Origin of the sequence: Micromonospora sp. NPDC049101, from assembly GCF_040648675.1 — a bacterium.
Lineage (GTDB): Bacteria > Actinomycetota > Actinomycetes > Mycobacteriales > Micromonosporaceae > Micromonospora.
The window spans coordinates 156,060-182,343 of the sequence record NZ_JBEZED010000014.1 but is presented as its reverse complement, the minus strand read 5'-3'; the positions used below and the strand labels follow the sequence as shown (position 1 = coordinate 182,343).

The following is a 26,284-nucleotide window of genomic DNA, read 5'->3' as shown; positions in this document are numbered from 1 at the left end:
CCGTCAAATAGAGCCAGGTCAGTCGACAGCGGGGGCCGGCGCACCTGTGTAATCCGGCCGAACGGGGGTAGCCAACCCCGGACCGCCGCTCGCGTCGGTCGCAGATAGCCATTCCGACAACAGCCACCTGACCTGCACTTACGCTCAATTCATGAGCGACTTTCGTCGGTACGCGGCAGAGTTCCTCGGCACCCTGCTGCTGGTCTTCTTCGGCGTCGGTAGCGCCGTCGCCGCCCGGGTCCAGGGCGGCGTGGTGGTGGTCGCTCTCGCCTTCGGGTTCGTGATGGTCGCTCTCGTCTACACGATCGGCCCACTGTCCGGGAGCCACGTCAACCCGGCGGTGACGCTGGGTGTGCTGCTCTCCGGAAAGATCTCGGTGATCGGCGCGGTGGCGTACTGGATCGCGCAGTTCGTCGGCGCGACGGTGGCCGCGTTCGTGCTGTGGGCGCTGACCCGCTGGGGTGACGTCGCGGACCAGACGGCGGCGCTGGGCACGAACGGCTACGGCGCGCACATCAACCGGGGCGGCGCGGCGGTGCTGGAGCTCGTCCTGACCTTCCTCTTCGTGCTCGTCGTGCTGGTGGTGACAAGTCGTAGCGAGAATCCCGGCACCGCCGGTCTGGCCATCGGGTTGGCTCTCGCCGCGACCCAACTGGTGGGCGTGACGCTGACCGGGGCGGCGGTCAACCCGGCCCGCGCGTTCGGCCCGGCGGTCTTCGAGGGTGGCGTGGCCCTGCGGCAGCTCTGGGTGTTCATCGTTTTCCCGCTGCTCGGCGGGGCACTCGCCGCGCTTGTCGCACCCATGGTGATGGGGGCGCAGCGGCACTACTGGGGTGGTCACGACAAGTCGGTCGGCCGGCCCACGTAACCGGTTGGCAAGAACCTGCATCCGAGGCCCTTCTCCGGCGGATACCTTCATGACAGCATCAGCGCATGCATCGCCGTCACTTTGCCCGGGCCCTCGCGCTGCTCACGCTTGTCGCCGCCGCGGCCACCGCCGGAGCTCCCGGTGCCACGGCCGAGTCGCCCACCCCGGCGACGACCCGACTGAGCGCCACCATCGACACGATCCTCGCCGACGCCCGGCTTGCCGGCGCGCAGACGTCGGTGGTCGTGGTCGACACCAGCACCGGCCAGACGCTGTACGACCGCAACGGTGACCGCCGGCTGATCCCGGCCTCCAACACCAAACTGCTGACCTCGACGGCGGCCCTCGAGATGCTCGGCCCGGGGCACCGCTTCACCACCGACGTCCGCGGCACCGGCACGCGCCGCGCGGGCCTGCTCTCCGGCAACCTCTACCTTCGCGGCGGCGGCGATCCGACGATGCTCGCCGAGGACTACGACACCCTCGCCGCGCAGGTCGCCGCCGACGGCGTACGGGTGGTGACCGGCAACCTGGTCGCCGACGACACCCGCTACGACCGCACCCGACTCGGCCCCGACTGGACCTGGGACGACGAGCCCTACTACTACGCCGCCCAGGTCTCCGCGCTCACCGTAGCGCCGAACACCGACTACGACGCGGGCACTGTGATCGTGCACGTTGCGCCGGCTGCCCGGGCCGGCGCCGCACCGACGGTCAGCACCACCCCGCCCACCGCGTACGTCCGCGTCGACAACCGTGCGAAGACTGTCGCCGAGGGCGGCACCTCGATCACGATCGAGCGCGAACACGGCGGCAACACCGTCGTGGTGACCGGGCAGATCGCCGTCGGCGACGAGCCCGCCAGCGACTGGGTGACCGTCTGGGAGCCCACCGGCTACGCGGCCGACGTGTTCCGGGCGGCGCTGCAGAGGCACGGCGTCCGGGTGCTCGGTCGGACCGTGCTCGGCCAGCCCACCCCGGAGACGGCCGACCCGGTGGCGCAGCACGAGTCGATGAGCCTGGGCGAGCTGATGACGCCGTTCCTCAAGCTCTCCAACAACGGGCACGCCGAGGTGCTGACCAAGGAGATCGGCCGGGTCGTCTCCGGGTCAGGCACCTGGACGGCCGGTGTGACCGCGATCAGCGAGTACGTGGCCGACGCCGGCATGGACACCGGAAAGCTGCGCCAGCGCGACGGCTCGGGCCTGTCCCGGCGCAACCTGGTCCCCGCGACGGAGTTCGTTGACCTGCTGAACGCCGTCCGCGCCGAACCGTGGTTCACCACCTGGTATTCGGCGCTGCCGATCGCCGGGCAACCCGAGCGGCTCGTCGGCGGCACCCTGCGCAGCCGGATGGCCGGCACCCCGGCGGCGGGCAACGTGCACGCCAAGACCGGCAGCCTGACCGGCGTCTCCGGGCTCTCCGGCTACGTCACCAGCGCCGACGGTCGACTGCTGGCGTTCTCGATCCTGCTCAACAACTACCTGACGGCGTCGGTCAAGCCGCTGGAGGACCAGATCGCCGTGGCGCTGGCGGGATACCGCGAGAGCGGCACGACCACGACGGCACGGGTGGCACCGCCGGAAGTGCCGGAGACCCCCCGGACCCCGGAGGGCGTCGAGTGCTCCTGGGTCAAGCCGATCACCTGCTGAGCGGCGGCCGGGAGGCGCACCGGCGTCTCCCGGCCGGACGTGCGGTCAGGCCGACCGGTCCGGTGGGGGGACCACCGCCGTCGGGTCGCCGCGCTCGATCAGCGCGGCGATGTCGGCCGCCCGCAGCCCGCGCAGTGCGAGCACCCGGGTGCCCCAGCGGTGCAGGCGGCACGGGTGCGGGCTGGCGTCGTTGCGGCAGACCACTCCCCCGGACCACCGTTGGGGGGCGTGCACCACCACCGCCCGCACCGCGAACTGGGTGTCCTCGCCGGTCACGTACGGCGGCAGGGGAATGTCGCGGAGCACCTCCCCGGACGTTTCATCGGCACCGGACGTAACGGCGCGACGGACGCGGTGGGCGGTCCTGCTGCTCATCTCCGCTGCCTCCACACTGGATAGTCGGATGGGGACAGCAGAAAGTTACGACCTCCTCGACGGTACGCGACGGACAAACTGTCCCGCTGTGCGACCGGTCGGTCAGCGAACCGCCACCGCCTGGAGGCCGACGTTGCCGCAGTGCGGGGTGAAGACCTTCTCAACGGTCCAGGTCAGCAGCAGTCGGGCGCTCTTCGGCAGCGAGAACCGGATGGTGAACTGCGCGCTCTGACTGGTGTACGGATCCTCGAGCACGGCGGTGCGGGCCGGCCCGCCGGTGGACAGGCGCGCTTCCAGGCGACCCCGTGCCATCCAGATGCCGCCGTAGACCTGGACCGTGCGCGGCTCGCCGCTGCCGGTGACGGCGAGGGTGAACCCGTTGCCGGCACCGCAGGTGTAGACGCCGTTGGCAGTACCGCTCGTCGACCGTTGCGACGAGCCGTCGGACCAGCGGACGTACTCCTGGTTGCCGTCCCAGCCGACCCGGGTGCCGGCGCCACCCGCGTCGACGATCTCCCCGGAGCCGGAGCGCTTGCGGACCGTCGAGTTGCCGCCACGCTCACCCCAGTGCACCCAGTCCCGGGTGCCCACGGCGGTGAGGTCGACTTCGGCGGACATCTCTGCCTGGGTCACCGACAGCACCGGGGACCCCGGCGACGCGGGCGACGCGGGCGGTGCGGCGGGAGCGCTGGTCGAGGGTGTGGGGTCGGGCGAGGGTGGGCGCTGGCGCGGACGCAGGCCCGGCATCGCCGGCCCCGCTTCGCCGGTGCGCCCGTCGGTGCCCGGACGCGCCACGGAACGGGCGGCACCGGCGGGCGCGTCGCCCGCCTGGTCGTCGCCGGGCTCCGGGTCGGACCGGCTGGCGAGGTACGAGACCAACACCACCAGGCAGACGAGTACGGCAGCCCCCTCCACCGCCCAGCGCCGCCGCTGTCGGGCACGGGCCACCCGGCGCAGCGCGGTGCGGGTCTGTGCCCGCGTGCGGTCCTCGTCCGCCACCGACCCCTCCACCTCCACCACCCGGCCGCCATCGACCGCCGCGGACCGGACCGTCCACTGTAAGCCGTTTCACGTTTATACCGGTGTGGACGACACGCTAGATCCGGACCGCCGGACGTGTCCAGCCCGCGACCGAACGTCGTCGGTCGAACCGGGCCCGCCCGCACCGGGACCGGTGAGGCCCGAAGGCCTTCTGGGGTCAGCCGATCCGGAAGCCGAGCAGCTGCGCGATGACGATGGCCTGCTCGGCGTCGACGATGGCACCGGCCCGCTCGACGAGCGTCGGGTCGAGCGCGGTGAGGTCGCTGCCGCGCAGGTCGGCACCGCCGAGCCGGACGTTGAGCAGCTGCGCGCCGGACAGATCGACCCCGGTGACCGTGGCACCGGTGAGATTGGCCCTGGTCAGGTCCGCCTCGCGCATCCGCACCCCGGTCAGCCGGACACCCCGCAGGTCGGCACCGGGCAGCGCGACGAACGACCAGTCACCGCCGTCTACCGCCATCGGCCGCAGGTCGCACTCGACGAAGGTGCTGCCGACCAGCTTGCAGCCGGAGAACTCGGCCTCGAAGAAGTTGCACCGCTGGAAGACGCAACGGGTGAAGGCGGAGTCGACGTGCCGGGAGGCGTTGAACAGCACGTTGCCGAACGTGCACCCGGTGAAGACCACACCCCGGCTCACCGCCTCCGTCAGGTCCACGTCGAAGAACTCGCAACCCGCGAAGTGCCTGTCGACCAGCTCCTCGCCGTACCAGTCCTCGTTGCGGAAGGTCACATCCTCGGTCAGCTCCGGCATCCGGCCAGGCTAGTGGCCACCACCGACAGCCGACGGTCGGCGTCGCTGGTGGCGGCCCCCTTCCGGTGTCGGCGTACCGGCTAGTAGGTTCGGCGGCGTGAGTGTCGCGCGAAGCACGGACCCGGATCAGATCGGTTTCGACCCGGCGCGGTTGGCGCGGATCGACGAGCACTTCGGCCGGTACGTCGACGACGGCCGGCTGGCCGGCTGGCAGGTGGTGGTCACCCGTCGTGGCGAGGTGGCGCACTCCTCGACGTACGGGCTGGCCGACCGGGAGTCGGGCACACCGGTCGAGGCCGACACGCTGTGGCGGATCTACTCGATGACCAAGCCGGTCACCTCGGTCGCGGCGATGATGCTGTGGGAGGAGGGCCGGTTCGAGCTGACCGACGAGATCAGCCGCTGGCTGCCGGAGTTCGCCGACCTGCGGGTCTACTCCAAGGGGTCGACGCTCAAGCCGTACACCGTGCCGGCGGTCGAGCCGATCCGGGTCTGGCACCTGCTCACCCACACCGCCGGGTTGACGTACGGCTTCCTGCAGACCTCGGTGGTCGACGGGCTCTACCGGGCCGCCGGCTACGACCTGCACCCGCCGGAGGATGTCGACCTCGCCGGTGCGTGTGCGGCCTTCGGCGAGTTGCCGCTGCTGTTCCAACCCGGCTCCGCCTGGGGCTACTCCGTCGCCACCGACGTGCTCGGCCGGCTCGTCGAGGTGCTCTCCGGGCAGGGCCTCGACGCGTTCTTCGCCGACCGGATCTTCGGCCCGCTGGGCATGACCGACACCCGCTGGTGGGTGGACGGCGACGAGGCCGACCGGCTGGCGGCGCTCTACGTACCAGACCCGCGCACCGGCCAGGCCGTCCGGTACGACAGCCTCGGCGCACGCGCGTACCGCAAGCCGACCCTGTTCTCCGGCGGAGGCGGTCTCATCTCCAGCGCCGCCGACTACCACCGCTTCACCCAACTGCTGCTGCGCGGTGGCGAACTGGACGGGGTGCGGCTGCTCGGGCCGCGCACGGTGCGGTTCATGACCCGCAACCACCTGCCGGGCGGCCAGGATCTGGGCACCCTGTCCACCGGCGGCTTCGCCGAGACGACCCTGGACGGGATCGGCTTCGGCCTCGGGTTCGCGGTGGTCGACGACCCGATCCCCAGTCGGGTGCCGAGCAGCGTCGGCGAGTTCTACTGGGGTGGGGTGGCCAGCACCGCCTTCTGGGTGGACCCGGCCGAGGAGGTCACCGCGCTGCTGTTCGCCCAGCTGATGCCGTCGAGTAGCTATCCGCTGCGCTCCCAGCTGCGCCAGCTCGTCTACTCGGCCCTGGTCGACTGACCAGCACCGCCGAGGGCCGCCCTCAGTCGGCGAGGCGGGCCGGGAAGCCACCGGTGGCGATCGGACCCCACGCGTCAATGGTGACCCGGATCAGTGACTTGCCCTGACGCACCATCGCCGCCCGGTAGTCGTCCCAGTCCGGGTGCTCGCCGGAGATGCTGCGGAAGTAGTCCACCAGCGGCTCCAGCGCCTCGGGCAGGTCGAGCACCTCGGCGGTGCCGTCGATCTGCACCCAGGGGCCGTTCCAGTCGTCGCTGAGCACGCACGCCGACACCCGGGGGTCGCGGCGGATGTTCGTCACCTTGGCCCGCTCGGGATAGGTGGAGACCACCAGCCGGCCCTGCCCGTCGATCCCCGCGGAGACCGGGGACGACTGCGGACGACCGTCGGCCCGGGTGGTCATCAGCACGACGCGGTGTCGCGGTCGGAGGAAGTCGAGCAGGCTGTCCCGGTCGACCCGGGTGTTCCGTGCGATGCTGCGCGCCATTCCCCGTTCCTACCAGGGTGGCGGCGACGCGGCGGCGGCGGGTCAGCGCGGTCGGGCCGCGGAGCGGTGCACCGCCTGGGTGGGCACCCGGGGGCGGCTGGACGGGCGCCAGGCCCGCCCGTTGGCATAGATCACCCGAAAGCCGAGGTACGCGGCGAGCGGCGCCCAGTGGGCGGAGCCCATCCGCAGCTCCGCGGCGTTGTGCCGCTGGCCGTTGGCGAGCACGTCGAGCAGGACGGTCTCGAAGGCCGCCGACTCGACCCAGTCGACTTCTCGGCTGAAACCGCAGATCAGCGCGGCTCCGGTGACCTCCAGGAACTCGCGCAACACCGCGTCCGAGGCCCGCAGCACCGAGCAGCTGCCGAAATAGAGTCGCCGCCCCTCCGCACGGCCGGCCATCAGGTCGGCCACCTCGTTCAACTCCACGGACTGCCAGTCGGTGAGGCAGAGTCGGCTCGGCTCTCCGTGCATGGCGAAGAAGCCGACCCGGTGGTCGGCATACTGCTTGAGCAGCCAGCGGTCCAGGAAGTAGAACAACTCGTCACGGGTGGCCGCGTCCTTGTGGATGAAGCGGATCTTGCCCAGTCGCTCCAGCAGCTCGAGGGTGGGCAACACGGAGCCGCGCTCGTTGAGGTCACGGTGCCACTGACCCTCGACACAGAAGACGCCACCGCGTGCCACGTGCACCTCCGCCATCCCGCCGTCCCGGCCTGACGTTACCGCCCACCTGTGACAAGGGAACATCACCCTCGGTCCGACTGATTGCGACGTTCGGTGTGCTTGGTCGTGGTTGACCGGCGCGGCCCCGATCGGTGGTCGATGACTGTTTGGCAAATCAGCCTAATTCCCAGCCAACACCCAGGGACGACAGTTTGTGAGGACGATTCTCGTTAATTACCTCCAACCGCACCGATCAGTGTCAGGGTGGAAATCGCGGGACTTCTCGGTCGATGTCCTGGAGCCACCCCATTCGCTCTCCTATCGGGAGGACTTCTGTGCGCGTAAACACCTTGAAGCGGGTCGCCGTCGCATTCGCCCTGGCGCTGCCCGGGGCAGCAATCGCCGCGGTGGTCGCCGCACCAGCGGCACACGCGGACGGCTGTTACACCTGGACCCGCAACCTGTACCAGGGACGCTCGGGCGACGACGTCCGCCAGTTGCAGATCCGGGTCGCCGGCTGGGCCGGCTACCGGGACATCGTGGAGAACGACGGCCAGTACGGGCCGAAGACCGCCGCCGCGGTCAAGCGGTTCCAGCAGGCGTACGGGCTGCGTGCCGACGGTGTCGCCGGCCCGCAGACCTACGCCAAGCTGTACCAACTACAGGACAACGACTGCACGCCCGCGCACTTCAGCCACGGCGAACTGGACAACGGGTGCGGCGGGTCCGGATACGGCGGTGGCCCGCTGTCGACTGCCCAGACCCGGCAGAACGCGCTGCGCACCATGTGGAAGCTGGAGGCGCTCCGCAAGAGCCTCGGCGACAAACCCCTCGACGTGTCCAGCGGCTTCCGCAGCCGCGCCTGCAACAACCAGGTCGGTGGCGCGTCCGACAGCCAGCACCTGTACGGCAACGCGGCCGACGTCACCGCGCGCTCGTCCTCGCTGTGCCAGATCGCCCGCGGCGCCCGCAACAACGGCTTCAGCGGGATCTACGGGCCGGGCTACCCCGACCACGACGACCACGTGCACCTCGACTCGCGCCGGGAGAACAACAGCGACCAGAGCTCGAACACAACGAGTTGGTCCGCGCCGGACTGCGGCGTCGGTAACTGAGCCCTCCGCCCAGCGCGACGTCGGCCCGACGCGGAGGGAATCTTCGCGTCGGGCCGGCGTCGTGTCGCCCCAGGTCGGGCGGGTGCTCAGCTCGCCCGGGGCCAGCGCGGCGCGGTGACGGGGGGCGTCACCGGCCGGCCAGCAGCGGTGGACCGCGCCCCCGGCGAGACGACCCGCGCGGCCTGCTGCCGCGACGGCCCGGTCGCCGTGAAGGGGAAGGGCACGTGCACGAACGGGTTGCCGTGCCGGATCACCGCCTCGATCTGCCGCTCGTTGAGCCCGTGTGTCTCCAACACCCGTCGCCCCCAGCGGTGCAGGCGGCACGGGTAGGAGGCACCGTCGTTGCGGCACAGCGGCCCGGTGGGCCACTCCTCGGCGGTGTGCACAACCACCGCCCGGACCGCGAGCCGAACGTCCTCCGGGGTCAGCGGTGCCGGCATTGGCACCTCTCCCAGTACCTGATCGATGGGATCCGTCGACTGCTCACCAACTCGCACGGCAGGCCTCCCGCAGCTCGGCAGCGGTACGGCGGACTCACCGCACCGACATCCTCGGCCATGGGTACGGCCGGCGCCGGACGAAAGTTCAATTCCGGTACGACGGGGCTCAGACCAGGCCGGCGTCGTGCACGAGCAGGGCCACCTGGACCCGGTTGTTCAGGTCCAGTCGGGTCAGCAGCCGGGAGACGTACGCCTTCACTGTCGCCACACTCATGAACAACTCCCCCGCGATCTCCGCGTTGGTCTGACCCCGCCCCAGCGCGACCGCCACCTGCCGCTCCCGCTCACTGAGCCCGCCGAGCAGCCGCAGTGCCCGCTCCCGGCGCGGGTCGGGACCGGCTGGCCCGCCAGTGGCGGCGGTCACGTGGGCGATCAGCGTCCGGGTCACCGTCGGGGAGAGCGTGGCCTCGCCGGCCGCCACCCGTCGTACGGCGTGCACGATCTCCGCCGGCGGGGTGTCCTTGAGCAGGAAACCGGCCGCCCCGGCGCGCAGCGCCCGCAGCACCTGCTCGTCGGCGTCGAAGGTGGTGAGCACCAGCACCTCCGGCGGGTGCGGCTGGGCGCGCAGCGCCTCGGTGGCGGTCAACCCGTCCACCCGTGGCATCCGGATGTCCATCAGCACCACGTCCGGGGCGTACGCGGCGATCGCGGCGGGCACCTCGCCGCCGTCGGCCGCCTCACCGACCACGGTCAGGTCCGGCAGGCCGCCGAGGATCATCGAGAGGCCGGCCCGGACCAGGGCGTCGTCGTCCACGATCAACACGCGCACCGACGGCACGGCCGACTCCGGCCCCGACGGCCCGATCACGCCCGAGGGCCCGGTCACGCCGGCCACGGCAGCCAGGCGGCCAACCGGAAGTCGCCCGCGTCGTCCCGGCCGTAGGCCAGCCGGCCGCCGGCAAGCGTGACGCGCTCGCTGATGCCCACCAGGCCGGTGCCGGCGCCCGGCAGCGTCCCCCCGGGCGGTGCGCCGACCGGCCACCGGTTGCCGATCGCCACGGTCAGACCAGCGCCCGGCCCACCGGCCACGTCCACGGTGACGGCCGCGCCGGCCGCGTGCTTGCGGGCGTTGGTCAGCCCCTCCTGCACGATCCGGTACGCGGCCCGGCCCAGCGCCGCCGGCACCTCCCCGGACCGGTCGACGATGTCGCTGACGTTGACGTTGACGCCGGCCGAGCGCGATTCGGCGATCAGGGCCGGCAGGTCGGCGAGGGTCGGCTGGGGCGGCTCCGGGGCGTCGACGTCGTGGTCACCCTCGGCGCGGAGCACCCCGATCACCTCCCGCAGGTCCTGGAGGGCGGCGTGTGCGCTGCCCCGGATCACCCCGGCGGCGCGGGCCACCTCGTCCGGCGGCGCGTCCGGGCGGAACTCCAACGCCCCGGCGTGCAGGCTGAGCAGCGAGATCCGGTGGGCCAGCACGTCGTGCATCTCCCGGGCGATGCGGGTGCGTTCGAGGTGGCGGGCCTGGGCGACCCGGAGTTGTTGCTCGGCCTCGGCCCGCTCGGCCCGCTCGCGCAGCGACACGATCAACTGCCGACGGGCCCGGACGAACATCCCCCAGGCCAGCACCGCGAAACTGAGCACCACACCCCAGGACGCGGTCTCCCAGTACGACATGTTCGGGTCCGGACGCACCCAACTGAAGACCAGGTTGGTGACGAGGCCGGCGCCGGTGACCGCGATCGCGACGGCCGTCCGTCGGTGCACCACCAGGGTGAAGTAGAAGATCAGCAGCGGAATGGCGGCGGCCAACGCGAACATGGTCAGCGGTGTCGTGGCCACGACCAGCCCGAGCGGCCACCGTCGGCGCACCCAGAGCAGACCGCAGCAGACCAGACCGAGCAGCGCGTCCACGCCGGTCATCCAGTGGTGCGGCAGCGGGATCGCCATCGCCGGATCCGGCGACAGGGCGTCTGCGGTGACGAACAGCACCCAGAGCAGGCCAGCCAGGAACGCGAGGCTGTCCACGATCCAGTCGCGGGTGGTGCGGCGCGGACGCCTACGCCCCTGGTCGGCCGGCACCACCAGCTCCCCCGGCAGCAGCCAGGGGTGCTCCGGGACGGCGAGGCTGGTCACGGCCCCATGCTAGGCAGCCGACGGGCACCACGACCAGCTACCAAAGTCGAGACCCGAACCTCGACCAAGGTCGACGGGGCACCGACCGGTGGCCGCAGCGGATGGCCGGGCGGCGCGGGCAGGCTCATCGGCATGATCACGGTAGAGAACCTCACCAAGCGATACGGGCCACACCCGGCCGTGGACGACGTGTCGTTCCAGTGCGAGCCGGGCACCGTCACCGGCTTCCTCGGCCCCAACGGCGCCGGCAAGTCCACCACCATGCGGATGATCTGCGGGCTCACCGCCCCGACCGCTGGCCGCGCCACCGTCTCCGGTCACCCGTACCGGGAGCTGCCCAACCCGGGACGGGAGGTCGGGGTGCTGCTGGACGCCTCCGCCCAGCACGCCGGGCGGACCGGCCGCGAGGCGTTGACGCTGTCCGCGTACACCATGGGTTTGAGCCGGCGCGAGGTCGCCGCGAAGCTCGACCTGGTCGGGTTGAACGCGGTGGCGGCGAAGCGTCGGGTACGGGCGTACTCGTTGGGCATGCGCCAGCGGCTCGGCCTGGCGCAGGCGCTGCTCGGCGACCCTCGGGTGCTGATCCTCGACGAGCCGGCGAACGGCCTGGACCCGGAGGGGATCTTCTGGATGCGCGGCTTGCTGCGCGACTTCGCCGACCGGGGCGGCACGGTGCTGCTCTCCTCCCACCTGCTGCGTGAGGTGGAGGCGGTCGCGGACCGGCTGGTGGTGATCGGGGGCGGCCGGATCGTGGCCCAGGGCAACAAGAACGAGCTGCTGGCCGGCGGCGGCACGGTGGTCCGGGCCCGCGACGACGCGGCGCTGCGCCGGGCACTGGAGCGGGCCGGCCTCAGCCCCGCCGACAGCTCCGAAGGGCTGCTCGTGCAGGCCGACGCCGAGGCGGTCGGCCAGGCCGCCGCCGATGCCGGCGTCGCGCTGGCCGAGCTGCGGCCCGCCAGCGGCGGTGGCCTCGAACAGCTCTTCCTCACCCTGACCGCCGGCGAATCCACCAAGGAGGCCGTCCGATGACCACCACCACCGCGCCCGCCGCCGGCGCCGTCGCGCCCCGGCAGCACACTCCGGTACGTCGTCCGACGCTGCTCCGGCTCTCCGCCGTGGAGGTGCGCAAGCTCGTCGACACCCGGGCCGGGCGTTGGCTGGTGATCACCATCGGCCTGGTCACCGCCGTGATCGTCACCCTGCAACTGATCTACTCGAAGGAGGCCGACCAGACCTTCCCCAACTTCTTCGTCCCGTCGCTGCTGCCGGTGTCGGTGCTGCTGCCGGTGCTCGGCATCCTGTCGATCACCAGCGAGTGGTCGCAGCGGACGGCCCTCACCACGTACGCCCTGGTGCCCCGCCGGGAACGGGTGGTCGTCGCTAAACTCATCGCCGTGATGCTGACCGCACTCGCCTCGGTGCTGGCCAGCCTCGTCTTCGCCGCCGTCGGCACGCTCGTGGCCTCGGCCACCGGTGGCGCGGGCACCTGGCAGTTCGACTGGTCGCTGCTGCTGAACGCGGTGATCCTCCAGGTCACCGGCGTGCTGACGGGTGCCGCCTTCGGTCTGCTGCTGCTCAACCCGCCGCTGGCGATCGTCGGCTATTTCCTGCTGCCCACCATCTGGGGGGTGCTCGGCGAGATGGTCAAGCCCCTGCGTGGCCCGTCCGAGTGGTTGGACACCAGCAAGACCATGGAGCCGTTGTTCAGCAGCGACGCCGTCACCGGCGGGCAGTGGGGGCGGATCGTGGTGTCCCTGCTGCTGTGGATGGTCCTCCCGCTGGCCGCTGGTCTGTTCCGGACGCTGCGCCGCGAGGTGTCCTGACCATGGACGTGTCCGGCTACCGACCACGCACCGTCGTCAGCGGCGGCGTGACCGAGCTGGTCGTCATGTGGGGTGGCTTCCCGCTGGTCGGCGCGGGCCTCGGCTGGCTCCTCGCGGCGACAACGGGCTGGCTCGCCCGGTTGCCCTGGGTGCCGTTCGGTGACCTGGTCGAGTGGCTGGACCGGCTGCCCGAGCCGCAGGCCACCGCCGGCACGGTCGCGGTGGGCGTGCTGGCCGGCCTGGTCGTCGCCGGGATCGGCACCGCCGAACGGCTGATCGTCACCGTCGACGCGGCGCAGGTCCGGCTGCGCCGCTCCGACCAGGACCGGGCCGTCGCCCGGGCCGACGCCCGGGTGGTCTTCCTCGCCGACAAGCACCTGGTGCTGCTCGACGGCGACGGCGCGGAACTGGTCCGGGAGTCGACGGACCTGCCGGCCGCCAAGCTGGCGGAGGCGTTCCGCACGCACGGCTGGAGCTGGGCGGACGGCGACCCGCACCGGTCGGCGTACCGGCTGTGGGTGCCCGACCTGCCCGGTCTGCCCGCCGGCGCGGACGCACTGCTGCGCGCCCGCGAACGGGCGATCGAGCGGGACCGCCGCGACGACGCCCGGGAGCTGCGCCGCGAGCTGGGCCAACTCGGGGTGGTGCTGCGCGACGAGAGCAAGCGGCAGTACTGGCGGCTGACCGCGCGGGCCGTCACCGCTGGGCCCGAGCCGTCGACTTCGGCCGAGCGGGAGGCGGACGGGCGGTAGCGTCTGTCCCAGCAGACCCTGGGAGACGCGCGATGACCGAACAGCAGCCGTACCGGGTGGTGTCCCGACACCCCGGCTTCGAGCTGCGTCGGTACCCGGCCCACCTGGTGGCCGAAATGCAGATCCAGGCGTCCTTCACCCGGGCGCCGATCGAGGCGTTCCGGCCGCTGGCCGCGTACATCGGTGGCGCCAACCGGGCCCGGCACCCGATCGGGACGGCCGCGCCGGCGCTGCCCGCGGCCAGCGGCTCGGAGAAGATCGCGATGATCGTTCCGGTGGTCCAGGTGGAGGGCGAGCGGCCGGGGGCGTACCTGATCCAGTTCGTGATGCCGCCCGCCCACACCGCCGCCACCCTGCCCGAACCGGTCGACCCGAGGGTGCGGATCCGCGAGGTGCCGGCGCACCTGGCGGCGGCGATGCGGTTCTCCGGGCGGTGGACGGAGCAGGCATTCAGTCAACGGGCCACCATGCTCGGCCGCTCGGTCACCGCGGCCGGGCTGCAACCGACAGGCGCGATCCGGTACGCGCGCTACGACCTGCCGTGGACGCCGTGGTTCCTGCGCCGCAACGAGGTCGTGCTGCCGGTCGTCGAGTGAACGGAACACGGTCATCCGAGCAGGCCGACCGGTGACCGCCCGGGGCGGTGCCGCAGCAGCCGCCACGTCGGCAGGATGCTCGCCAGCGCGGCGAGCAGCAGGCACAGCCCCAGTACGCCGACGATCACCGACCACGGCACCACCAGGTCGACGGGCGCGCCGACCTGCTCGGCGAGGCCGGCGCGGATGCTGAGCAGACCGACGAAGGCGACGCCGCCACCGAGCAGTGCCCCGATCAGCACCACCAAGGCGGACTCGGCGGTGACCAGCCAGATGGCCTGCCGCCGGGTCGCCCCGGCCAACCGGATCAGCCGCAGGTCCGCGGCCCGGCCGGCGGCGGCCAGCAGCACCGTGTTGGCCACCGCGATGGCACCGTAGCCGGCCGACACACCGATCAGCAGCAGCGTGAAGAGCCAGACGAGGCGGTCCTCGGCGGCGTCCGCCTCGGCCGCCCAGGTGGCGACGTCGACGACCCGCGCGCCGGCCGGAGGATCGATCCGGTCCCGGACGTACACCGTGGACGTCAGCGCCGAGGGGTCGTGCGTGCGCACCACCGCCCGGGGCAGCAGCAGATCACCGGGGAGCGAGTCGTCGGTGACCACGGCGACGACGCGCAACGTCACAGGTGCCCCGTCGGCGAAGACCACCGCGTACGGCTCGGACGGCCGCAGGTTCGCCGAGGCGGTCAGCACCACCGTGTCGTCGCCGCGCAGGTCGTCGAGCGAGCCGGCGACGACGGTCAGCGCCCGGTTCGCGGCGGCGAAGCCGGCCGGGTCCACACCGAGCGCGGTCAGTGGCCGGTCGGCCGGCCCGCTGCCGGGGTCGGTGCGGAAGACAGTGGTCGGCAGGAGGGCGGTACCGCCGGTCGCGGCGACCGCCTGGTCCGACAGACCGGGTGCCCGGTCCGGCACCACGATCCAGCCGGCGTTCACGTTGTCCGCCCGGCCTGCCGCGTACGCGGCGGTGGTGGTCCGCACCATCCCGGACACCAGCACCGCGAAGGCGACGGTGAGCAGCACCGGGGCGGCGGTGGACGCGGTCCGCCGGGTCGCGGTCAACGCGCCGCCGCGAACGAGCATCCCGATCGCGCCACCGGAGCGCCGCACCGGGGAGCGCAGTAGTCGCACCACCGGGCCGACCACCGCCGGGGAGAGCACTGTGGCACCGGCCACCAGGGTCATCACCGCGTACAGGGCGTACTGTGCCGCGACGCGGGCCTCGTCGGCGGTCGCCGTGCCGACGCTGAGCGCGGCCCCCGCCGCGACGAGCAGCGCGCCGGTGCCGATCCGCAGCCGCCCGATCGGCCGCTGCTCCACCGCCGCTGCACGCAACGCCTCCATCGGGCGGACCCGCGCCGCCCGGCGCGACGCCGACCAGACGGCCAGCAGCGCGATCACCGGCCCGGCGACGAGTGAGAGGGCGAGCGGCCAGGCTGCGTAGCGGACCCGGAAGGTCGACGGTTCGTAGCCGACGTCGACGAGTAGCCGGCCCAGTACCGGGGCCAGTGCCGCGCCCACCAGCAGGCCGACCAGCCCGGCCGAGGCGCCCACGACGAGCGCCTCGGCGTACACCGCGCGGCGGACCTGGCGTGCGGTGGCGCCGACGGCGCGCAGCAGGCCCAGCTCACGGCGGCGCTGCGCGACGGTGAACGCGAAGGTGGAAGCGACCACGAACACCGTGACGAAGCCGGCGAGGGCTGCCGTGGCGGTGAGCACCTGCATGCCGATCCAGCGGGTGCGGGCGTCGTCGCGGGGTTCCAGCGCGCCACGCGCGTCGCCGGTCAGCACCCGTCCGTCCGCGCCGACGACACCACCGGCCGCCGCGGCGACCCGGTCCGGATCGGCTCCCGGTGCGAGCACCAACCCGATGGCCCGGACGCCGGGGGCGAGCGCGGCGGCGACCTCGTCCGCGACATGGACGCCGGGCGCGTCGACCAGACCGGTGACCGTGTACGGCGCCGGACCCGCCGCGGTGAGCAGGGTGACCGGCCCGCCGGTCGGCAGCCCGAGGGCACTGTCGACGACCACCTCGCCGGCTGTGCGGGGCGGCTCGCCGGCCGTGAGGCGCAGTCCGCCGAGCTGGGCGCTGGACCAGCCGTGCCCCTGGTGGGCGTCCTCCCGCCGGGTGTCGCCGGCTGAGGGACGGCCGTCGACGAGCGGCTGGGCGTAGAAGGTCCGGTCCGGCACCGCCGCCGCCACACCGGGCAGACCGCCCAGCCGGCCGACGAGGTCCGCGGCGGTGGCGGCGGACCAGGGCCGGGTCGGCGCGAAGTTGTCGGCCGACGTGCCCGCCTCGGGGCTCTGCACCACCACCGCCGCCCGCGCCAGCCGGTCCGGCACTTGCGGCCGGCCGGAGGCGAGCAGCAGGGTGGCGACCGAGACGAGCATGACCCCGATGGCGACTGCCACGAACGCGCTGGTCGAGCGCCGGATGCTCAGCACGACGACTCCGCGGGCGTCGTCACCGGGGAGGACGGGCGCGTCTCCCGCTCGGCGATCCGCGCGGCGACGGCAGCGGCGGTGATCCCGCCGGTCAGTTCGTCGACGACGCGGCCGTCGGCGAGGAGGAGGACCCGATCGGCGTACGCGGCGGCGGTGGGGTCGTGGGTCACCATCACCACGGTCTGCCCGTGGTCGTCGACGAGCCTGCGCAGCAGCCGGAGCACCTGCCGCGACGCGGCGCTGTCCAGTGCCCCGGTCGGCTCGTCGGCGAAGACCACCGCCGGGCGGGTGATCAACGCGCGGGCCACGGCGACGCGCTGCTGCTCGCCCCCGGACAACTCACTCGGCCGGTGCCCGGCCCGGTCGGCCAGGCCCACCGCGTCCAGCGCGGCGGTCACGTCCTCAGCCGGCGGGCGGCGGCCGGCCAGGCGCAACGGCAACTCGACGTTCTGCGCGGCGGTCAGCGTGGTCACCAGGTTGAACGCCTGGAACACGAAGCCGATCCGATCGCGCCGCAACCGGGTCAGCTCGTTGTCACCGAGATCGTTCAGGCGCGTGCCGTCGATCGTGACGATCCCCTCGGTCGGGCTGTCCAGCCCCGCCGCGCAATGCAGCAGGGTGGACTTCCCCGAGCCCGAGGGGCCCATCACCGCCGTGAACGTGCCGCTCGCGAAGCTGGTACTCACGCCGTCGAGCGCCGTCACCCGCCGGGTTCCGGTGCCGTACACCGCGCGCAGCCCCGTCAGGGTCACCGTGTCTGTGGTCATGACCGCCACAGTGCCGGTTGCGGCAGGTGTCGCGCGTCGTGCCGCAGCTGACACTTTCCGACCCGCCCCCGGGTGGAGGCACGGGCCCGGAACCGCCGGTACGTCGTCCCGCGGGATGACCGCCCACGGGTGGACGCGGTCGGTCCGGCCGACCGATACCGTCTCGGGCGTGACAGCTCTCCTGCTGACCCGGCGGCTGCGGCCGATGGACCTCTACCTCGTGGACGCCGTGCTCGCCCTGGCGGTCGGTGGGTTCCTCTGCCCGTACGCGGCGCTGGAGTCGCCACTGCACGGTGGCGTACGCGAGCCGCTCTGGGTGTCCGTGCTCGTCGGGATGGCCCTCGGGCTGCCGTTGGCCGTCCGGCGGCGGTGGCCGATCACCGTCGCGTTCGTGATCAGCGCCGGCACCACCGGGGCGCTGGTCACCGGGGTGGTTCCCAACTTCGCCGCCGCCGCGCCGGCGTTCGCCATCGGCCTGTCCTTCTACACGGTGGCCACGTCGACGGCCACTCGCCGGTCGGTGCTCAGCGCGGCCGGTTGTCTCGCCCTGGTCAGCGTCGGTCTGGTGCTGACCGCCGGTGACCTGTGGTCGCGTACCGGGGCGGTGGTCTACGCGACAGTCATGATCGCGCCAGCCTGGTTGATCGGCTGGCTGCTGCGGGAGCGTCGCGCCCTCGCCGCCCGGCAGAGCGATCACCTGGTCCGCCAGGCCGCCACGGAGGAACGACTGCGGGTGGCACGGGAGCTGCACGACGTGGTCGCGCACACGCTGAGCCTCATCGTGGTGAAGGCGGCCGTCGCGAACCACGTCGCCGAGGCCGATCCCCGGGAGGCGGGGGCCGCCCTGCGGGTGATCGAGGAGACCAGCCGCAACGCGCTGACCGACGTCCGCCGGGTGCTCGGCGTCCTACGTGCGGGCACCACCCCGTACGCGCCGACGCCCGGCCTGGACGAGCTGCCCGCGCTGGCCCGGCAGGCGGCGATCGGCGGCGTCGACGTGCGGCTCGACGTCCGACGGGAGGAAGCCGTCGGCGCGGTGCCCGAGTCGGTGGGCCTCGCCGTCTACCGGATCGTGCAGGAGGCGGTGACGAACGTGGTGAAGCACGCCGCGCCGGCCGCCTGCCACGCGATGGTGACTGTCACGCCCGCCGAGGTGCGGGTGGAGGTGACCGACGACGGCCGGCGGCCGGTCCTGGTCGGCGGGGAGGGTCACGGCCTGATCGGCATGCGGGAGCGGGTGGCGCTGCACGGTGGGGAGTTCTGCGCCGGGCCCCGCTCCGACGGGGGCTTCGCGGTGACGGCCAGCCTGCCCTACCGGGTGGCCGCGTGATCCGGGTGCTGATCGCCGACGACCAGGCACTGCTGCGCGGCAGCTTCCGGCTGCTGGTCGACCTCGCCGGGGACTGCACCACTGTTGGCGAGGCGGGCACCGGTGTGGAGGCCGTCGCGCTGGCCGAGGAGCACCGGCCGGACGTGGTGCTGATGGACGTACGGATGCCGGAGATGGACGGCATCGAGGCGACCCGACGGATCTGCGCCGGCCCGGCGACGGCCGACACCCGGGTCATCATCCTGACCACGTTCGACCTGGACGAGTACGTCTACGGTGCGCTGCGCGCCGGAGCCAGCGGCTTCCTGCTGAAGGACACCCCACCGGCGGACCTGCTGACCGGGATCCGGGTGGTCGCCGCCGGGGAGGGGCTGCTCGCGCCGACGGTGACCCGCCGGCTGATCGACGAGTTCGCCCGGCGGGCGGAGCCGGCCCGGCCGTTGCCGCGCCAACTGGACGGGGTGACCGAGCGGGAACGGGAGGTGCTCACGCTGATCGCCCGTGGCCTGTCCAACACGGAACTGGCCGCGCACCTCAACCTCAGCCAGGCCACCGTCAAGACGCACGTCGGGCGGCTGCTGACCAAGCTGGCGGTACGGGACCGGGCGCAACTGGTCATCGTCGCCTACGAGACGGGCCTGGTGGGGCCGAGCAGCCTACGCTGAGCCGGTCGGTCACGAACCCTGGAGGAGCCATGACCCGCTACGTCGCCCTGCTGCGCGGGGTCAACGTCGGCACCACCCGACTGGCGATGGCCGACCTGCGCCGGATCGTCACCGACCTCGGGCACGAGGACGTCAGGACGTACCTGCAGAGCGGCAACGTGGCCTTCGGCAGCACCGTGCGCGACGCGGAGAAGCTGGCCGCCGGGATCGAGCGGGCGCTCACCGACGAGCTGGCGTTGACCGTGCCGGTGCTGGTGCGCAGTGGCCGGGAGTTGGCGGCGGTGGCCGGCGGAAACCCGTACGCCGATCGGGAGGACGACCCGACCAGGTTGCTGGTGGCCTTCCTCGCCACCGAGCCGAAGAAGTCCACAGTTGACGCGCTGGCCGTGCCCGGCGGCGAGAACGTGTCGTTCACGGTGACCGGCCGGGAGGTCTTCCTGCACTTCGTCGACGGCGGTTACGGGCGGTCGAAGTTCACGAACGCGTACCTGGAGAAGAAGCTCGGCGTGGTGGCCACCACCCGCAACTGGAAGTCGGTGCGGGCCCTGGCGGAGCTGGCCCCCGCCTGACCCGGGTGGGAGTCGCGGCCCCGCGACCCCCACCGACGCCGGTCAGAAGTGGTACGCGGTCTCGTACTCGGGCACCAGCACCCGGCTGCGCGGCGAGATCCGGCGCACCGCGGCGATCATGTCGTTCAACCGGGTGCGGTCGGTCGGCGCGACGACCGGCGGGTTCCGCAACTCGGTCTCGAAGTTGTCGTAGTGCACCGGCACGATGACCTTCGGGTAGTCGAGGCCGGCCAGCAGCCGAGGCAGATAGTCGCCGGTGGTGGTGGCGCTCTGCATGGCCACCATCGCCACGTCGGGCGCCAGCCCGGTGAGGTTGCGTTCGGCGACGTCGCTGGCCCCGGTGAAGTAGACCGTCGGGCCGCCGTCGACCCGCAGCAAGTAGCCCAGCGTGTCGCCCTCCGGCAGGTCCGCGATGGTCGCCGGCTGCGGCGGCTGGGTCACCCGCACCCCGGGAAAGGCCACCGAGTACGACGGGTTGCGGCTGTGCAGGGAGCCGACCACCTCGACACTGTGGTCGCCGAAGTCCAGCACCTCCCCACCCTTGACCGCGCTGAGCTGCGTCGACGGCACCCCGTAGGCCAACCCCAGGTGGTACGCGGTGAGCGTGCCGAACACCCGCGCGCCGGTGCGCGTGGCGATGTAGGGCACGTCCATGAAGTGGTCCCAGTGCGTGTGCGTGACGAGCACCGTCGTGGCCTTGTCGACGCGCGGATCGATCACGTCGGTGCGCACGGTCAACGGGGTGGCCGGCTGGAACGCGCCGGTGAACAGCCCGGTGTCGATCCGGCTGAGGAACGGGTCGACGAGAACGGTCCGGTCGGCGATGTCGACGCGCCAGCCGGCCGTACCCCACCAGCGGAAGCTGACCGCGCCCCGACGGCGGGCGGTCGGCGTGGGTGCGGCGGCGGGCGGCGCGGCCTGGGCCGGGGTGGCGGAGCCGGCGGCAAGGCCACCGGCGGAGACCAGTGCGGTGGTGGCGGCGGCGTCGCGCAGGAAGCGACGGCGGTCGAGACTGGGCATGCGGAGTTACTCCCCGTGGTCGGGCGATCGGTCGACCCGAGCCAACCAGCGCCACCGTGCCCCGGTCCAAGACGAAGGGCCGTCGGCTCCGATACGGCAGCGGATATCGGAGCAGCCCAGCGGCGGTGCACGAACGCGCGAGAGGTCACGAAATCAGTCGCCGCGCAGCGCCTCGACGGCCGTGCGGGCGGCCTCTCCCATCGCCAGGTCCACGTCGATGCGGCGCGGGGCCAACCGGTCGGCGCGGGCGAAGACGGCGATCGCGTACCGGCCGCCGTCGGGGTATTCGGCGACCCCGGCCTCCAGGTGCAGGCCGGGCAGGGTGCCGGTCTTGCCGGAGACCCGGACGCCGGGCGGGAAGCCGGCGGCCAGCCGGGTCCAGAAGATCTGCCGGGCCATCCAGGTGCGGACCATCGCGCACGACGCCGCCGGCCCGGCCTCGTCCCGCCAGATCAGCGTGAGTAGCCGGGTGATCTCCCGGGCGGTGCTGGAGGTGGTGCGCGCGGGGTCGAAGACCCGCATGGCCCGGACCCGGTCCGCCGGCAACGTGGGGAAGATCCGGGCGAACTCCGCCTCGGTACGCGCGCCCACGTCGGTGAGCATCATCTCGACCAGGTCCCGGGGGCCGCCGAGGATCCGGGTACGGGTCAGCCCCAGCTCGGCGGCGAGCATCGGCAGCAGATCCGGGCCGACCCGGCGCAGCAGCAGGTCGGCGGCCGTGTTGTCGGTGACCGACATGGCGAAGTACGCGAGGTCGCGCAGCGACACCTCGACGTCGTCGGTGCAACCGGCCAGGCCCCACCCGCCGAGCCGGTCGGCGGCGGTGACCAGGACCCGCTCGGTCGGGTCGAGTTGACCGGCCTCGACCTGCCTGGCGAACTCCAACACCAGCAGGATCTTGAAGATCGAGGCGATCACCACCTGCTCGTCGGCCCGCACCCCGACCTCCGGACCGTCGCCAACGCCGACGCCGACGCCGACGGTCAGGTCGACGGCGTCCAGGTCGACGGCGTGCAGGCTGGCCGTCACCCCGACGGCGGTGAAGATGGCCTCGATGCGCTCGTTGACGTCCACGCCGGCACGGTATCCAGCGGCACCCGGCCGGCGCTGGCGTAGGGTCCGGCCGTGGATCTGCTCCGACACCTGCGGCACTTCGTGGTGGTCGCACACGAGTTGCACTTCGGCCGGGCCGCGGAGCTGCTCGGGATGGCCCAGCCGCCCCTGAGCCAGTCGATCCAGCGCCTGGAACGGGAGCTGACCGTCGAGTTGTTCGACAGGTCCCGCCGCCAGGTACGCCTCACCACCGCCGGCGAGCTGCTCCTCGGCGAGGCGGAGGAACTGCTCGCCGGTGCGGGCCGGCTGCGCAGCCTGATGGGGCAGATCCGGGCCGGTGAGCTGGGCGTACTCCGGGCCGGTGTGCCGCCGGAGACGCCCGCGGTGACGCTGCGCGCGCTGCTGGACGGGCTCACCACCCGGGCGGCCGGCCTGGACGTGGAACTGCACGAGCTGACCACCGCCGAGCAGACCCGGATGCTCACCGAGCGGACCCTGGACGTGGGGCTGGTGCACCACCCGGTGGCGGCGGACGGGCTGCGTTTCGGCGCACCTGTCGACGTACCCCTCGGGGTGTTGCTGCCGCGCGCCTCGCCGCTGGCCCGCGGCCGGGACGTGGCGCTGGCGTCGCTGGCCGGTCTGGATCTGGTGGCCGTGCCCCGGGCGACCGCGCCCGGGTGGCACGACCACCTGCTGACGGTGTGCCGCCAGCACGGTTGGCGGCCGGCCCGGGTGCGGCCGGCCCGCAACCCGGAGTTCCTCTTCGGGCTCGTGCTCGCCGGCGGTGCGGTGGCCGTGGAACCGGCGGCGGTGGCACGTCGCGAACCCCGGATCGCCTGGCGGCCGATCTCCGACACCTCGCTGGTCAGACGCACCTCGGCGGCCTGGCCGGACCGGTCGGCACACCCGGCGGCGTCGATGTTCGGGCAGCTCGCCGCCGAGGTGCTGGCCGATGCCGAGCCCGTCGCGCCCGTGCCGGCGTCGGTGCCGGCGGCCCGGCCCTGGCCGGTGCTCTTCGACACGACCGGGTGAAGGTCCCGGTCGTTGCGCTCGTCACCCGGGGTCGGGCGGTGAACGGCACGTCCCGGCGGGTAAGGATGGAAGATCGAACACGAAGACGCGAAGGAGCCGCAGTGCCCAACACGATTCCCGACATCAGCCTGAACGACGGCACCACCATTCCGCAGCTCGGCTTCGGGGTGTTCCAGATCGAGCCGAAGGACACCGTCGCGGCGGTGACGACGGCCCTTGAGACGGGCTATCGGCACATCGACACCGCCGAGATGTACGGCAACGAGGCCGAGGTCGGCGAGGCGGTCCGCGTGTCCGGCCTCGACCGCGGCGCGGTCTACGTGACGAGCAAGCTGAACAACGGCTTCCACCGCCCCGACGACGCCCGCCGGGCGTTCGACTCGACGCTCGCGGCGCTGAAGATGGACTACATCGACCTCTTCCTGATCCACTGGCCGCTGCCGACCCTGTACGACGGCGACTACGTCTCGACCTGGAAGGTGCTGGAGGAGTTCCAGCGCGACGGCCGCGCCCGCTCGATCGGCGTGTCGAACTTCCAGGTGACGCACCTGGAGCGGCTGGCCGACGAGGCGAGCGTCGTGCCGGCGGTCAACCAGATCGAGGCACACCCCTACTTCACCAACGACGAGGTCCGCGCCTACGGCCGCGCGCACAACATCCCCACCGAGGCGTGGTCGCCGATCGCGCAGGGCAAGGTGCTCGACGACCCGACGGTTGTCGACATCGCCGAGCAGGTCGGCCGCACCCCGGCGCAGGTGGTGCTCCGCTGGCACGTGCAGCGCGGCGACATCATCTTCCCGAAGTCGACGACCCCGAAGCGGATCGAGGAGAACACCCGGATCTTCGACTTCGAGCTGGACGACGCGGCGATGGAGCGGATCACCAGCCTGAACAAGGGCGAGGCCGGGCGGACCGGCCCGAACCCGGACACCTTCGCCTACGTACCCAAGTGACCTGAGCCGCCGGCCACAGGCGGGCAGGTCCCCCCGTGAGCGTGATGCCTCAGGGTCATCATGATGACCCTGAGGCATCACGCTGTTCCGGCGCTCACGACCCGACGCGCTCGGCGATCCGGCGGAACATCGCGTGGGTCGGCGATCCGGGCTCGGCAACGTAGACGATCATCCGCTGGTCGGTCTCCGGCACCAGCAGGACGCGGCACTCGAACTCCAACTGCCCCAGCTCGGGATGCGGCACCCGCTTGACCACGGGACGACGTTCCGCGACGTCGTGCTCCGCCCAGAGCTGCGCGAACCGGGGTGCGGTGCCGAGCAGCTCGGTGACCAGGTCGCGGATCGCCGGGTCGGCCGGGTAACGGCCGTAGGCGGCCCGCAGGTCCGCGACCGCGCCGCGCACGAATCGGATCACCTCGGCATCGGCCCAGTGCGCGCTGGTCGCCGGCTGCCGGAACGTCCAGCGGATCATGTTGCGGTCCGCGTCGGGCAACGCCGCGAGATCCCCCACGAAGTACATGGCCAGGCGGTTCCAGGCCAACACGTGGTACGCGGCGTCGACGAGGTACGCCGGGGTCTCGGTCATCGCGTCGAGCAGGTGCCGCAGCCCAAAGGGCACCTCCCGGCTCGGGCCCGCGGTCGGTGGCGGATTCTCCCCGGCGATCCGGAACAGGTACTCGCGCTCGTCCCGGCTCAGCAGCAGCGCCCGAGCCATCGAGGCCAGCACCTGCCGGGACGGATGCGGCCCACGGCCCTGCTCCAGCCGGATGTAGTAGTCGATCGACATCCCGGCGAGCTGGGCGACCTCCTGCCGACGCAGCCCGGGCGTGCGCCGGCGTACTCCGTCGGGGAGACCGACCTCGGCGGGGCTCAGGCGGGCGCGGCGGGTGCGCAGGAACGCCGCCAGTTCGTCCCGCCGCAGGCCGCTGCTCGTCATTCCCCCAGCATGCCCCGGACCGGGCTCGCGAGGGTGGTACCGCCGGTCCCAGCCTCGGGCAGTCTCTCCCCCCGCGCCGCCGGCGCGGACAGGCTCGACGGCATGACGAACATGATCGCCCTGATCACCGGGGCCAACAAGGGGATCGGCTTCGCCACCGCCCGCCAGCTCGGCGTCCTCGGGATGACCGTGCTGGTCGGTGCCCGCGACGCCGAGCGCGGTCGGGCAGCGGAGCGGGAGCTGCGCGACGGCGGCGCGGACGCGCGGTTCGTGCCGCTGGACGTCACCGACGCCGAGTCGGTGGCGGCAGCCGCGAAACTGGTGGAGACGGAGTACGGCCGGCTGGACGTGCTCGTCAACAACGCCGGCATCATCCTCGTCGACGGAGAGCGGGGGCTGCCCAGCGAGACGACGGTGGCGACACTGCGCGGGGTGTACGAGACGAACGTGTTCGGGGTGGCGACAGTGACCAACGCGCTGCTGCCACTGCTGCGCCGGGCACCCGCGGCCCGGATCGTCAACGTCTCCAGCGAGGTCGGCTCGATCGCGGTGATGACCGACCCGGCGAGCGCGCTGTTCGCGTTGACCTCCGTGCCGTACCCGTCGTCGAAGGCGGCGCTGAACATGCTCACCGCCATGTACGCGAAGGAGCTGCGGGACACCCCGATCAAGGTGAACGCGGCGAACCCCGGCTACTGCGCCACCGACTTCAACAGCCACCACGGCTTCCGCACCGCCGAGCAGGGCGCCGAGGTCAGCGTGCACCTGGCGACGCTGCCCGCCGACGGGCCGAGCGGGCTGCTCTGGGGCTTCCAGATGGACGCCGGCGGCGGGTACGGGGTGCTGCCCTGGTGACTCAGCGGGTCGGCGGGGCGGTCAGGTCGAGCTGCCAGTCGTTGGCACGCATCAGCCGCCCCGGCGGGTACTCGAAATCCGTCTCGCCGAGCAGCGTGAACCCGGCCTTGCGGCAGACCGCGTTCGAGGCGGGGTTGTCCACCGAGGGGTAGGCGTGGGCGTAGCGCCGGTCCCGTCGGGTGCGGGCCACGTCGACGACCGCACGCACCGCCGCGCTCGCCAGCCCCTGCCCCCGGTACGCGGGCAGCACCGCCCAGCCCATCTCGTACACCTGCTGCTCCCGCCACTGCCGGGCCCAGTACGCGACGCTGCCCACCCGCGCCCCGTCCGGAAGGACCATGACGAACATGCAACCCTGGCCGTCGTCGGCGAAGTGCACGTAGCGCTCGTGCCGGGCGAGCACCTGCTCGTCGCTCTCCGGGCCACCCGTGTGCTTGCGCGTCTCCGGGGTGTTGAGCCGCCGCAGCAGGTCGAGATCCTCCTCGCGCCACGGGTCGATACGTACCTGAACCATCCCATTCCCCTGTTCGTCGACCACAGTCAAGCCGATCCCGACCGACATTCCACCCCGAAACGCCGCCCGCTAGATCTGATCTAGCGGGCGGCTGGCCACCGTCTCGCGCCCTGTGGGTGGAA

Annotated in this window: 28 protein-coding genes; 14 read left to right on the top strand and 14 right to left on the bottom strand. The window is 72.6% G+C overall.

Translation table 11 applies throughout. The features are described 5' to 3' along the window. Nucleotides 1–151 precede the first annotated feature (151 nt). Nucleotides 152–868 (top strand): aquaporin, encoded by a 717-nt coding sequence (locus AB0B57_RS21000; RefSeq protein WP_357072102.1) that lies wholly within the window; start codon nucleotides 152–154, stop codon nucleotides 866–868. Between the two features lie 65 nt (nucleotides 869–933). Further along, nucleotides 934–2,520, top strand: a complete 1,587-nt coding sequence (gene dacB, locus AB0B57_RS20995) for a D-alanyl-D-alanine carboxypeptidase/D-alanyl-D-alanine-endopeptidase (protein WP_357072099.1) — start codon at nucleotides 934–936, stop codon at nucleotides 2,518–2,520. A 45-nt stretch (nucleotides 2,521–2,565) separates the two neighbouring features. Here dacB and AB0B57_RS20990 read toward each other — a convergent pair whose 3' ends face one another. The 3 genes from AB0B57_RS20990 to AB0B57_RS20980 form a co-directional block, all read right to left on the bottom strand. Beyond that, entirely contained in the window at nucleotides 2,566–2,895 is a 330-nt protein-coding gene (locus AB0B57_RS20990; protein WP_357072096.1) for a hypothetical protein, read from the bottom strand. Between the two features lie 102 nt (nucleotides 2,896–2,997). Continuing rightward, nucleotides 2,998–3,894 (bottom strand): hypothetical protein, encoded by an 897-nt coding sequence (locus tag AB0B57_RS20985; RefSeq protein WP_357072093.1) that lies wholly within the window; start codon nucleotides 3,892–3,894, stop codon nucleotides 2,998–3,000. A gap of 199 nt (nucleotides 3,895–4,093) precedes the next feature. Next, nucleotides 4,094–4,687: a pentapeptide repeat-containing protein gene (locus tag AB0B57_RS20980; protein WP_357072090.1), complete on the bottom strand. Its 594-nt coding sequence runs from the start codon at nucleotides 4,685–4,687 to the stop codon at nucleotides 4,094–4,096. A 97-nt stretch (nucleotides 4,688–4,784) separates the two neighbouring features. Between AB0B57_RS20980 and AB0B57_RS20975 the strand changes: the two genes are divergently transcribed. Then, nucleotides 4,785–6,017, top strand: coding sequence for a serine hydrolase domain-containing protein (locus tag AB0B57_RS20975; protein WP_357072087.1), 1,233 nt, complete (start codon nucleotides 4,785–4,787; stop codon nucleotides 6,015–6,017). Between the two features lie 22 nt (nucleotides 6,018–6,039). On the opposite strand, the gene AB0B57_RS20970 is transcribed toward AB0B57_RS20975, so the two are convergent. Together AB0B57_RS20970 and AB0B57_RS20965 are read right to left on the bottom strand one after the other, a co-directional pair. Further along, complete coding sequence (locus AB0B57_RS20970) at nucleotides 6,040–6,504, bottom strand: PPOX class F420-dependent oxidoreductase (RefSeq protein WP_357072084.1); 465 nt, start codon at nucleotides 6,502–6,504, stop codon at nucleotides 6,040–6,042. A 42-nt stretch (nucleotides 6,505–6,546) separates the two neighbouring features. Next, complete coding sequence (locus AB0B57_RS20965; RefSeq protein WP_357072223.1) at nucleotides 6,547–7,185, bottom strand: hypothetical protein; 639 nt, start codon at nucleotides 7,183–7,185, stop codon at nucleotides 6,547–6,549. 314 nt (nucleotides 7,186–7,499) lie between these two features. Here AB0B57_RS20965 and AB0B57_RS20960 point away from each other — a divergent pair, with 314 nt between their 5' ends. Continuing rightward, nucleotides 7,500–8,279: a D-Ala-D-Ala carboxypeptidase family metallohydrolase gene (locus tag AB0B57_RS20960; RefSeq protein ID WP_357072081.1), complete on the top strand. Its 780-nt coding sequence runs from the start codon at nucleotides 7,500–7,502 to the stop codon at nucleotides 8,277–8,279. An 86-nt stretch (nucleotides 8,280–8,365) separates the two neighbouring features. On the opposite strand, the gene AB0B57_RS20955 is transcribed toward AB0B57_RS20960, so the two are convergent. The 3 genes from AB0B57_RS20955 to AB0B57_RS20945 form a co-directional block, all read right to left on the bottom strand. Further along, complete coding sequence (locus AB0B57_RS20955) at nucleotides 8,366–8,719, bottom strand: hypothetical protein (protein ID WP_357072078.1); 354 nt, start codon at nucleotides 8,717–8,719, stop codon at nucleotides 8,366–8,368. Nucleotides 8,720–8,885: 166 nt separating this feature from the next. After that, nucleotides 8,886–9,623, bottom strand: a complete 738-nt coding sequence (locus tag AB0B57_RS20950; RefSeq protein WP_357072220.1) for a response regulator transcription factor — start codon at nucleotides 9,621–9,623, stop codon at nucleotides 8,886–8,888. Further along, nucleotides 9,602–10,855 (bottom strand): histidine kinase, encoded by a 1,254-nt coding sequence (locus tag AB0B57_RS20945; RefSeq protein ID WP_357072075.1) that lies wholly within the window; start codon nucleotides 10,853–10,855, stop codon nucleotides 9,602–9,604. Before AB0B57_RS20945 ends, AB0B57_RS20950 begins: the two co-directional genes overlap by 22 nt. Before the next feature lie 132 nt (nucleotides 10,856–10,987). Here AB0B57_RS20945 and AB0B57_RS20940 point away from each other — a divergent pair, with 132 nt between their 5' ends. Genes AB0B57_RS20940 through AB0B57_RS20925 form a run of 4 tightly spaced genes read left to right on the top strand, consistent with a single transcriptional unit; the run spans nucleotide 10,988 to nucleotide 14,026 of the window. Then, nucleotides 10,988–11,884, top strand: coding sequence for an ATP-binding cassette domain-containing protein (locus AB0B57_RS20940; protein ID WP_357072072.1), 897 nt, complete (start codon nucleotides 10,988–10,990; stop codon nucleotides 11,882–11,884). After that, entirely contained in the window at nucleotides 11,881–12,678 is a 798-nt protein-coding gene (locus AB0B57_RS20935; protein ID WP_357072069.1) for an ABC transporter permease, read from the top strand. The genes AB0B57_RS20940 and AB0B57_RS20935 overlap by 4 nt, the downstream gene beginning before the upstream one ends. Before the next feature lie 2 nt (nucleotides 12,679–12,680). Beyond that, nucleotides 12,681–13,430: a hypothetical protein gene (locus AB0B57_RS20930; RefSeq protein WP_357072066.1), complete on the top strand. Its 750-nt coding sequence runs from the start codon at nucleotides 12,681–12,683 to the stop codon at nucleotides 13,428–13,430. Between the two features lie 32 nt (nucleotides 13,431–13,462). Then, nucleotides 13,463–14,026, top strand: a complete 564-nt coding sequence (locus tag AB0B57_RS20925; RefSeq protein WP_357072063.1) for a heme-binding protein — start codon at nucleotides 13,463–13,465, stop codon at nucleotides 14,024–14,026. A gap of 11 nt (nucleotides 14,027–14,037) precedes the next feature. On the opposite strand, the gene AB0B57_RS20920 is transcribed toward AB0B57_RS20925, so the two are convergent. Both AB0B57_RS20920 and AB0B57_RS20915 read right to left on the bottom strand, forming a co-directional pair. Next, a complete protein-coding gene (locus AB0B57_RS20920) occupies nucleotides 14,038–16,467 on the bottom strand; it encodes an ABC transporter permease (RefSeq protein WP_357072060.1) in 2,430 nt (809 codons plus the stop codon). Further along, entirely contained in the window at nucleotides 16,461–17,234 is a 774-nt protein-coding gene (locus tag AB0B57_RS20915) for an ABC transporter ATP-binding protein (protein WP_357072057.1), read from the bottom strand. The genes AB0B57_RS20920 and AB0B57_RS20915 overlap by 7 nt, the downstream gene beginning before the upstream one ends. Nucleotides 17,235–17,403: 169 nt before the next feature. Here AB0B57_RS20915 and AB0B57_RS20910 point away from each other — a divergent pair, with 169 nt between their 5' ends. The 3 genes from AB0B57_RS20910 to AB0B57_RS20900 are packed head-to-tail and all read left to right on the top strand — an operon-like array spanning nucleotide 17,404 to nucleotide 19,798. Further along, nucleotides 17,404–18,564: a sensor histidine kinase gene (locus AB0B57_RS20910; protein ID WP_357072054.1), complete on the top strand. Its 1,161-nt coding sequence runs from the start codon at nucleotides 17,404–17,406 to the stop codon at nucleotides 18,562–18,564. Continuing rightward, nucleotides 18,561–19,229: a response regulator transcription factor gene (locus AB0B57_RS20905; protein ID WP_357072052.1), complete on the top strand. Its 669-nt coding sequence runs from the start codon at nucleotides 18,561–18,563 to the stop codon at nucleotides 19,227–19,229. The genes AB0B57_RS20910 and AB0B57_RS20905 overlap by 4 nt, the downstream gene beginning before the upstream one ends. 29 nt (nucleotides 19,230–19,258) lie before the next feature. Next, nucleotides 19,259–19,798 carry a DUF1697 domain-containing protein gene (locus tag AB0B57_RS20900; RefSeq protein WP_357072049.1) on the top strand — a complete coding sequence of 180 codons (540 nt, stop codon included), beginning with the start codon at nucleotides 19,259–19,261 and terminating at the stop codon, nucleotides 19,796–19,798. A gap of 42 nt (nucleotides 19,799–19,840) precedes the next feature. Here AB0B57_RS20900 and AB0B57_RS20895 read toward each other — a convergent pair whose 3' ends face one another. Next, nucleotides 19,841–20,818 (bottom strand): MBL fold metallo-hydrolase, encoded by a 978-nt coding sequence (locus AB0B57_RS20895; RefSeq protein ID WP_357072046.1) that lies wholly within the window; start codon nucleotides 20,816–20,818, stop codon nucleotides 19,841–19,843. A 153-nt stretch (nucleotides 20,819–20,971) separates the two neighbouring features. Further along, nucleotides 20,972–21,892 carry a serine hydrolase gene (locus AB0B57_RS20890; protein WP_357072043.1) on the bottom strand — a complete coding sequence of 307 codons (921 nt, stop codon included), beginning with the start codon at nucleotides 21,890–21,892 and terminating at the stop codon, nucleotides 20,972–20,974. 51 nt (nucleotides 21,893–21,943) lie between these two features. Between AB0B57_RS20890 and AB0B57_RS20885 the strand changes: the two genes are divergently transcribed. Further along, nucleotides 21,944–22,903 carry a LysR family transcriptional regulator gene (locus AB0B57_RS20885; RefSeq protein ID WP_357072040.1) on the top strand — a complete coding sequence of 320 codons (960 nt, stop codon included), beginning with the start codon at nucleotides 21,944–21,946 and terminating at the stop codon, nucleotides 22,901–22,903. Nucleotides 22,904–23,004: 101 nt separating this feature from the next. Continuing rightward, nucleotides 23,005–23,856: an aldo/keto reductase gene (locus AB0B57_RS20880; RefSeq protein ID WP_357072037.1), complete on the top strand. Its 852-nt coding sequence runs from the start codon at nucleotides 23,005–23,007 to the stop codon at nucleotides 23,854–23,856. A gap of 94 nt (nucleotides 23,857–23,950) precedes the next feature. Here AB0B57_RS20880 and AB0B57_RS20875 read toward each other — a convergent pair whose 3' ends face one another. Beyond that, the gene (locus tag AB0B57_RS20875) at nucleotides 23,951–24,793 is read right to left on the bottom strand and encodes a helix-turn-helix transcriptional regulator (protein WP_357072035.1); all 843 of its coding nucleotides are present in this window, start codon (nucleotides 24,791–24,793) and stop codon (nucleotides 23,951–23,953) included. A gap of 102 nt (nucleotides 24,794–24,895) precedes the next feature. Between AB0B57_RS20875 and AB0B57_RS20870 the strand changes: the two genes are divergently transcribed. Continuing rightward, nucleotides 24,896–25,648 (top strand): SDR family oxidoreductase, encoded by a 753-nt coding sequence (locus AB0B57_RS20870; RefSeq protein WP_357072032.1) that lies wholly within the window; start codon nucleotides 24,896–24,898, stop codon nucleotides 25,646–25,648. A gap of 1 nt (nucleotide 25,649) precedes the next feature. Here the strand turns inward: AB0B57_RS20870 and AB0B57_RS20865 are convergent, their stop codons facing one another. Then, a complete protein-coding gene (locus tag AB0B57_RS20865; protein ID WP_357072029.1) occupies nucleotides 25,650–26,162 on the bottom strand; it encodes a GNAT family N-acetyltransferase in 513 nt (170 codons plus the stop codon). Nucleotides 26,163–26,284: the final 122 nt, after the last annotated feature.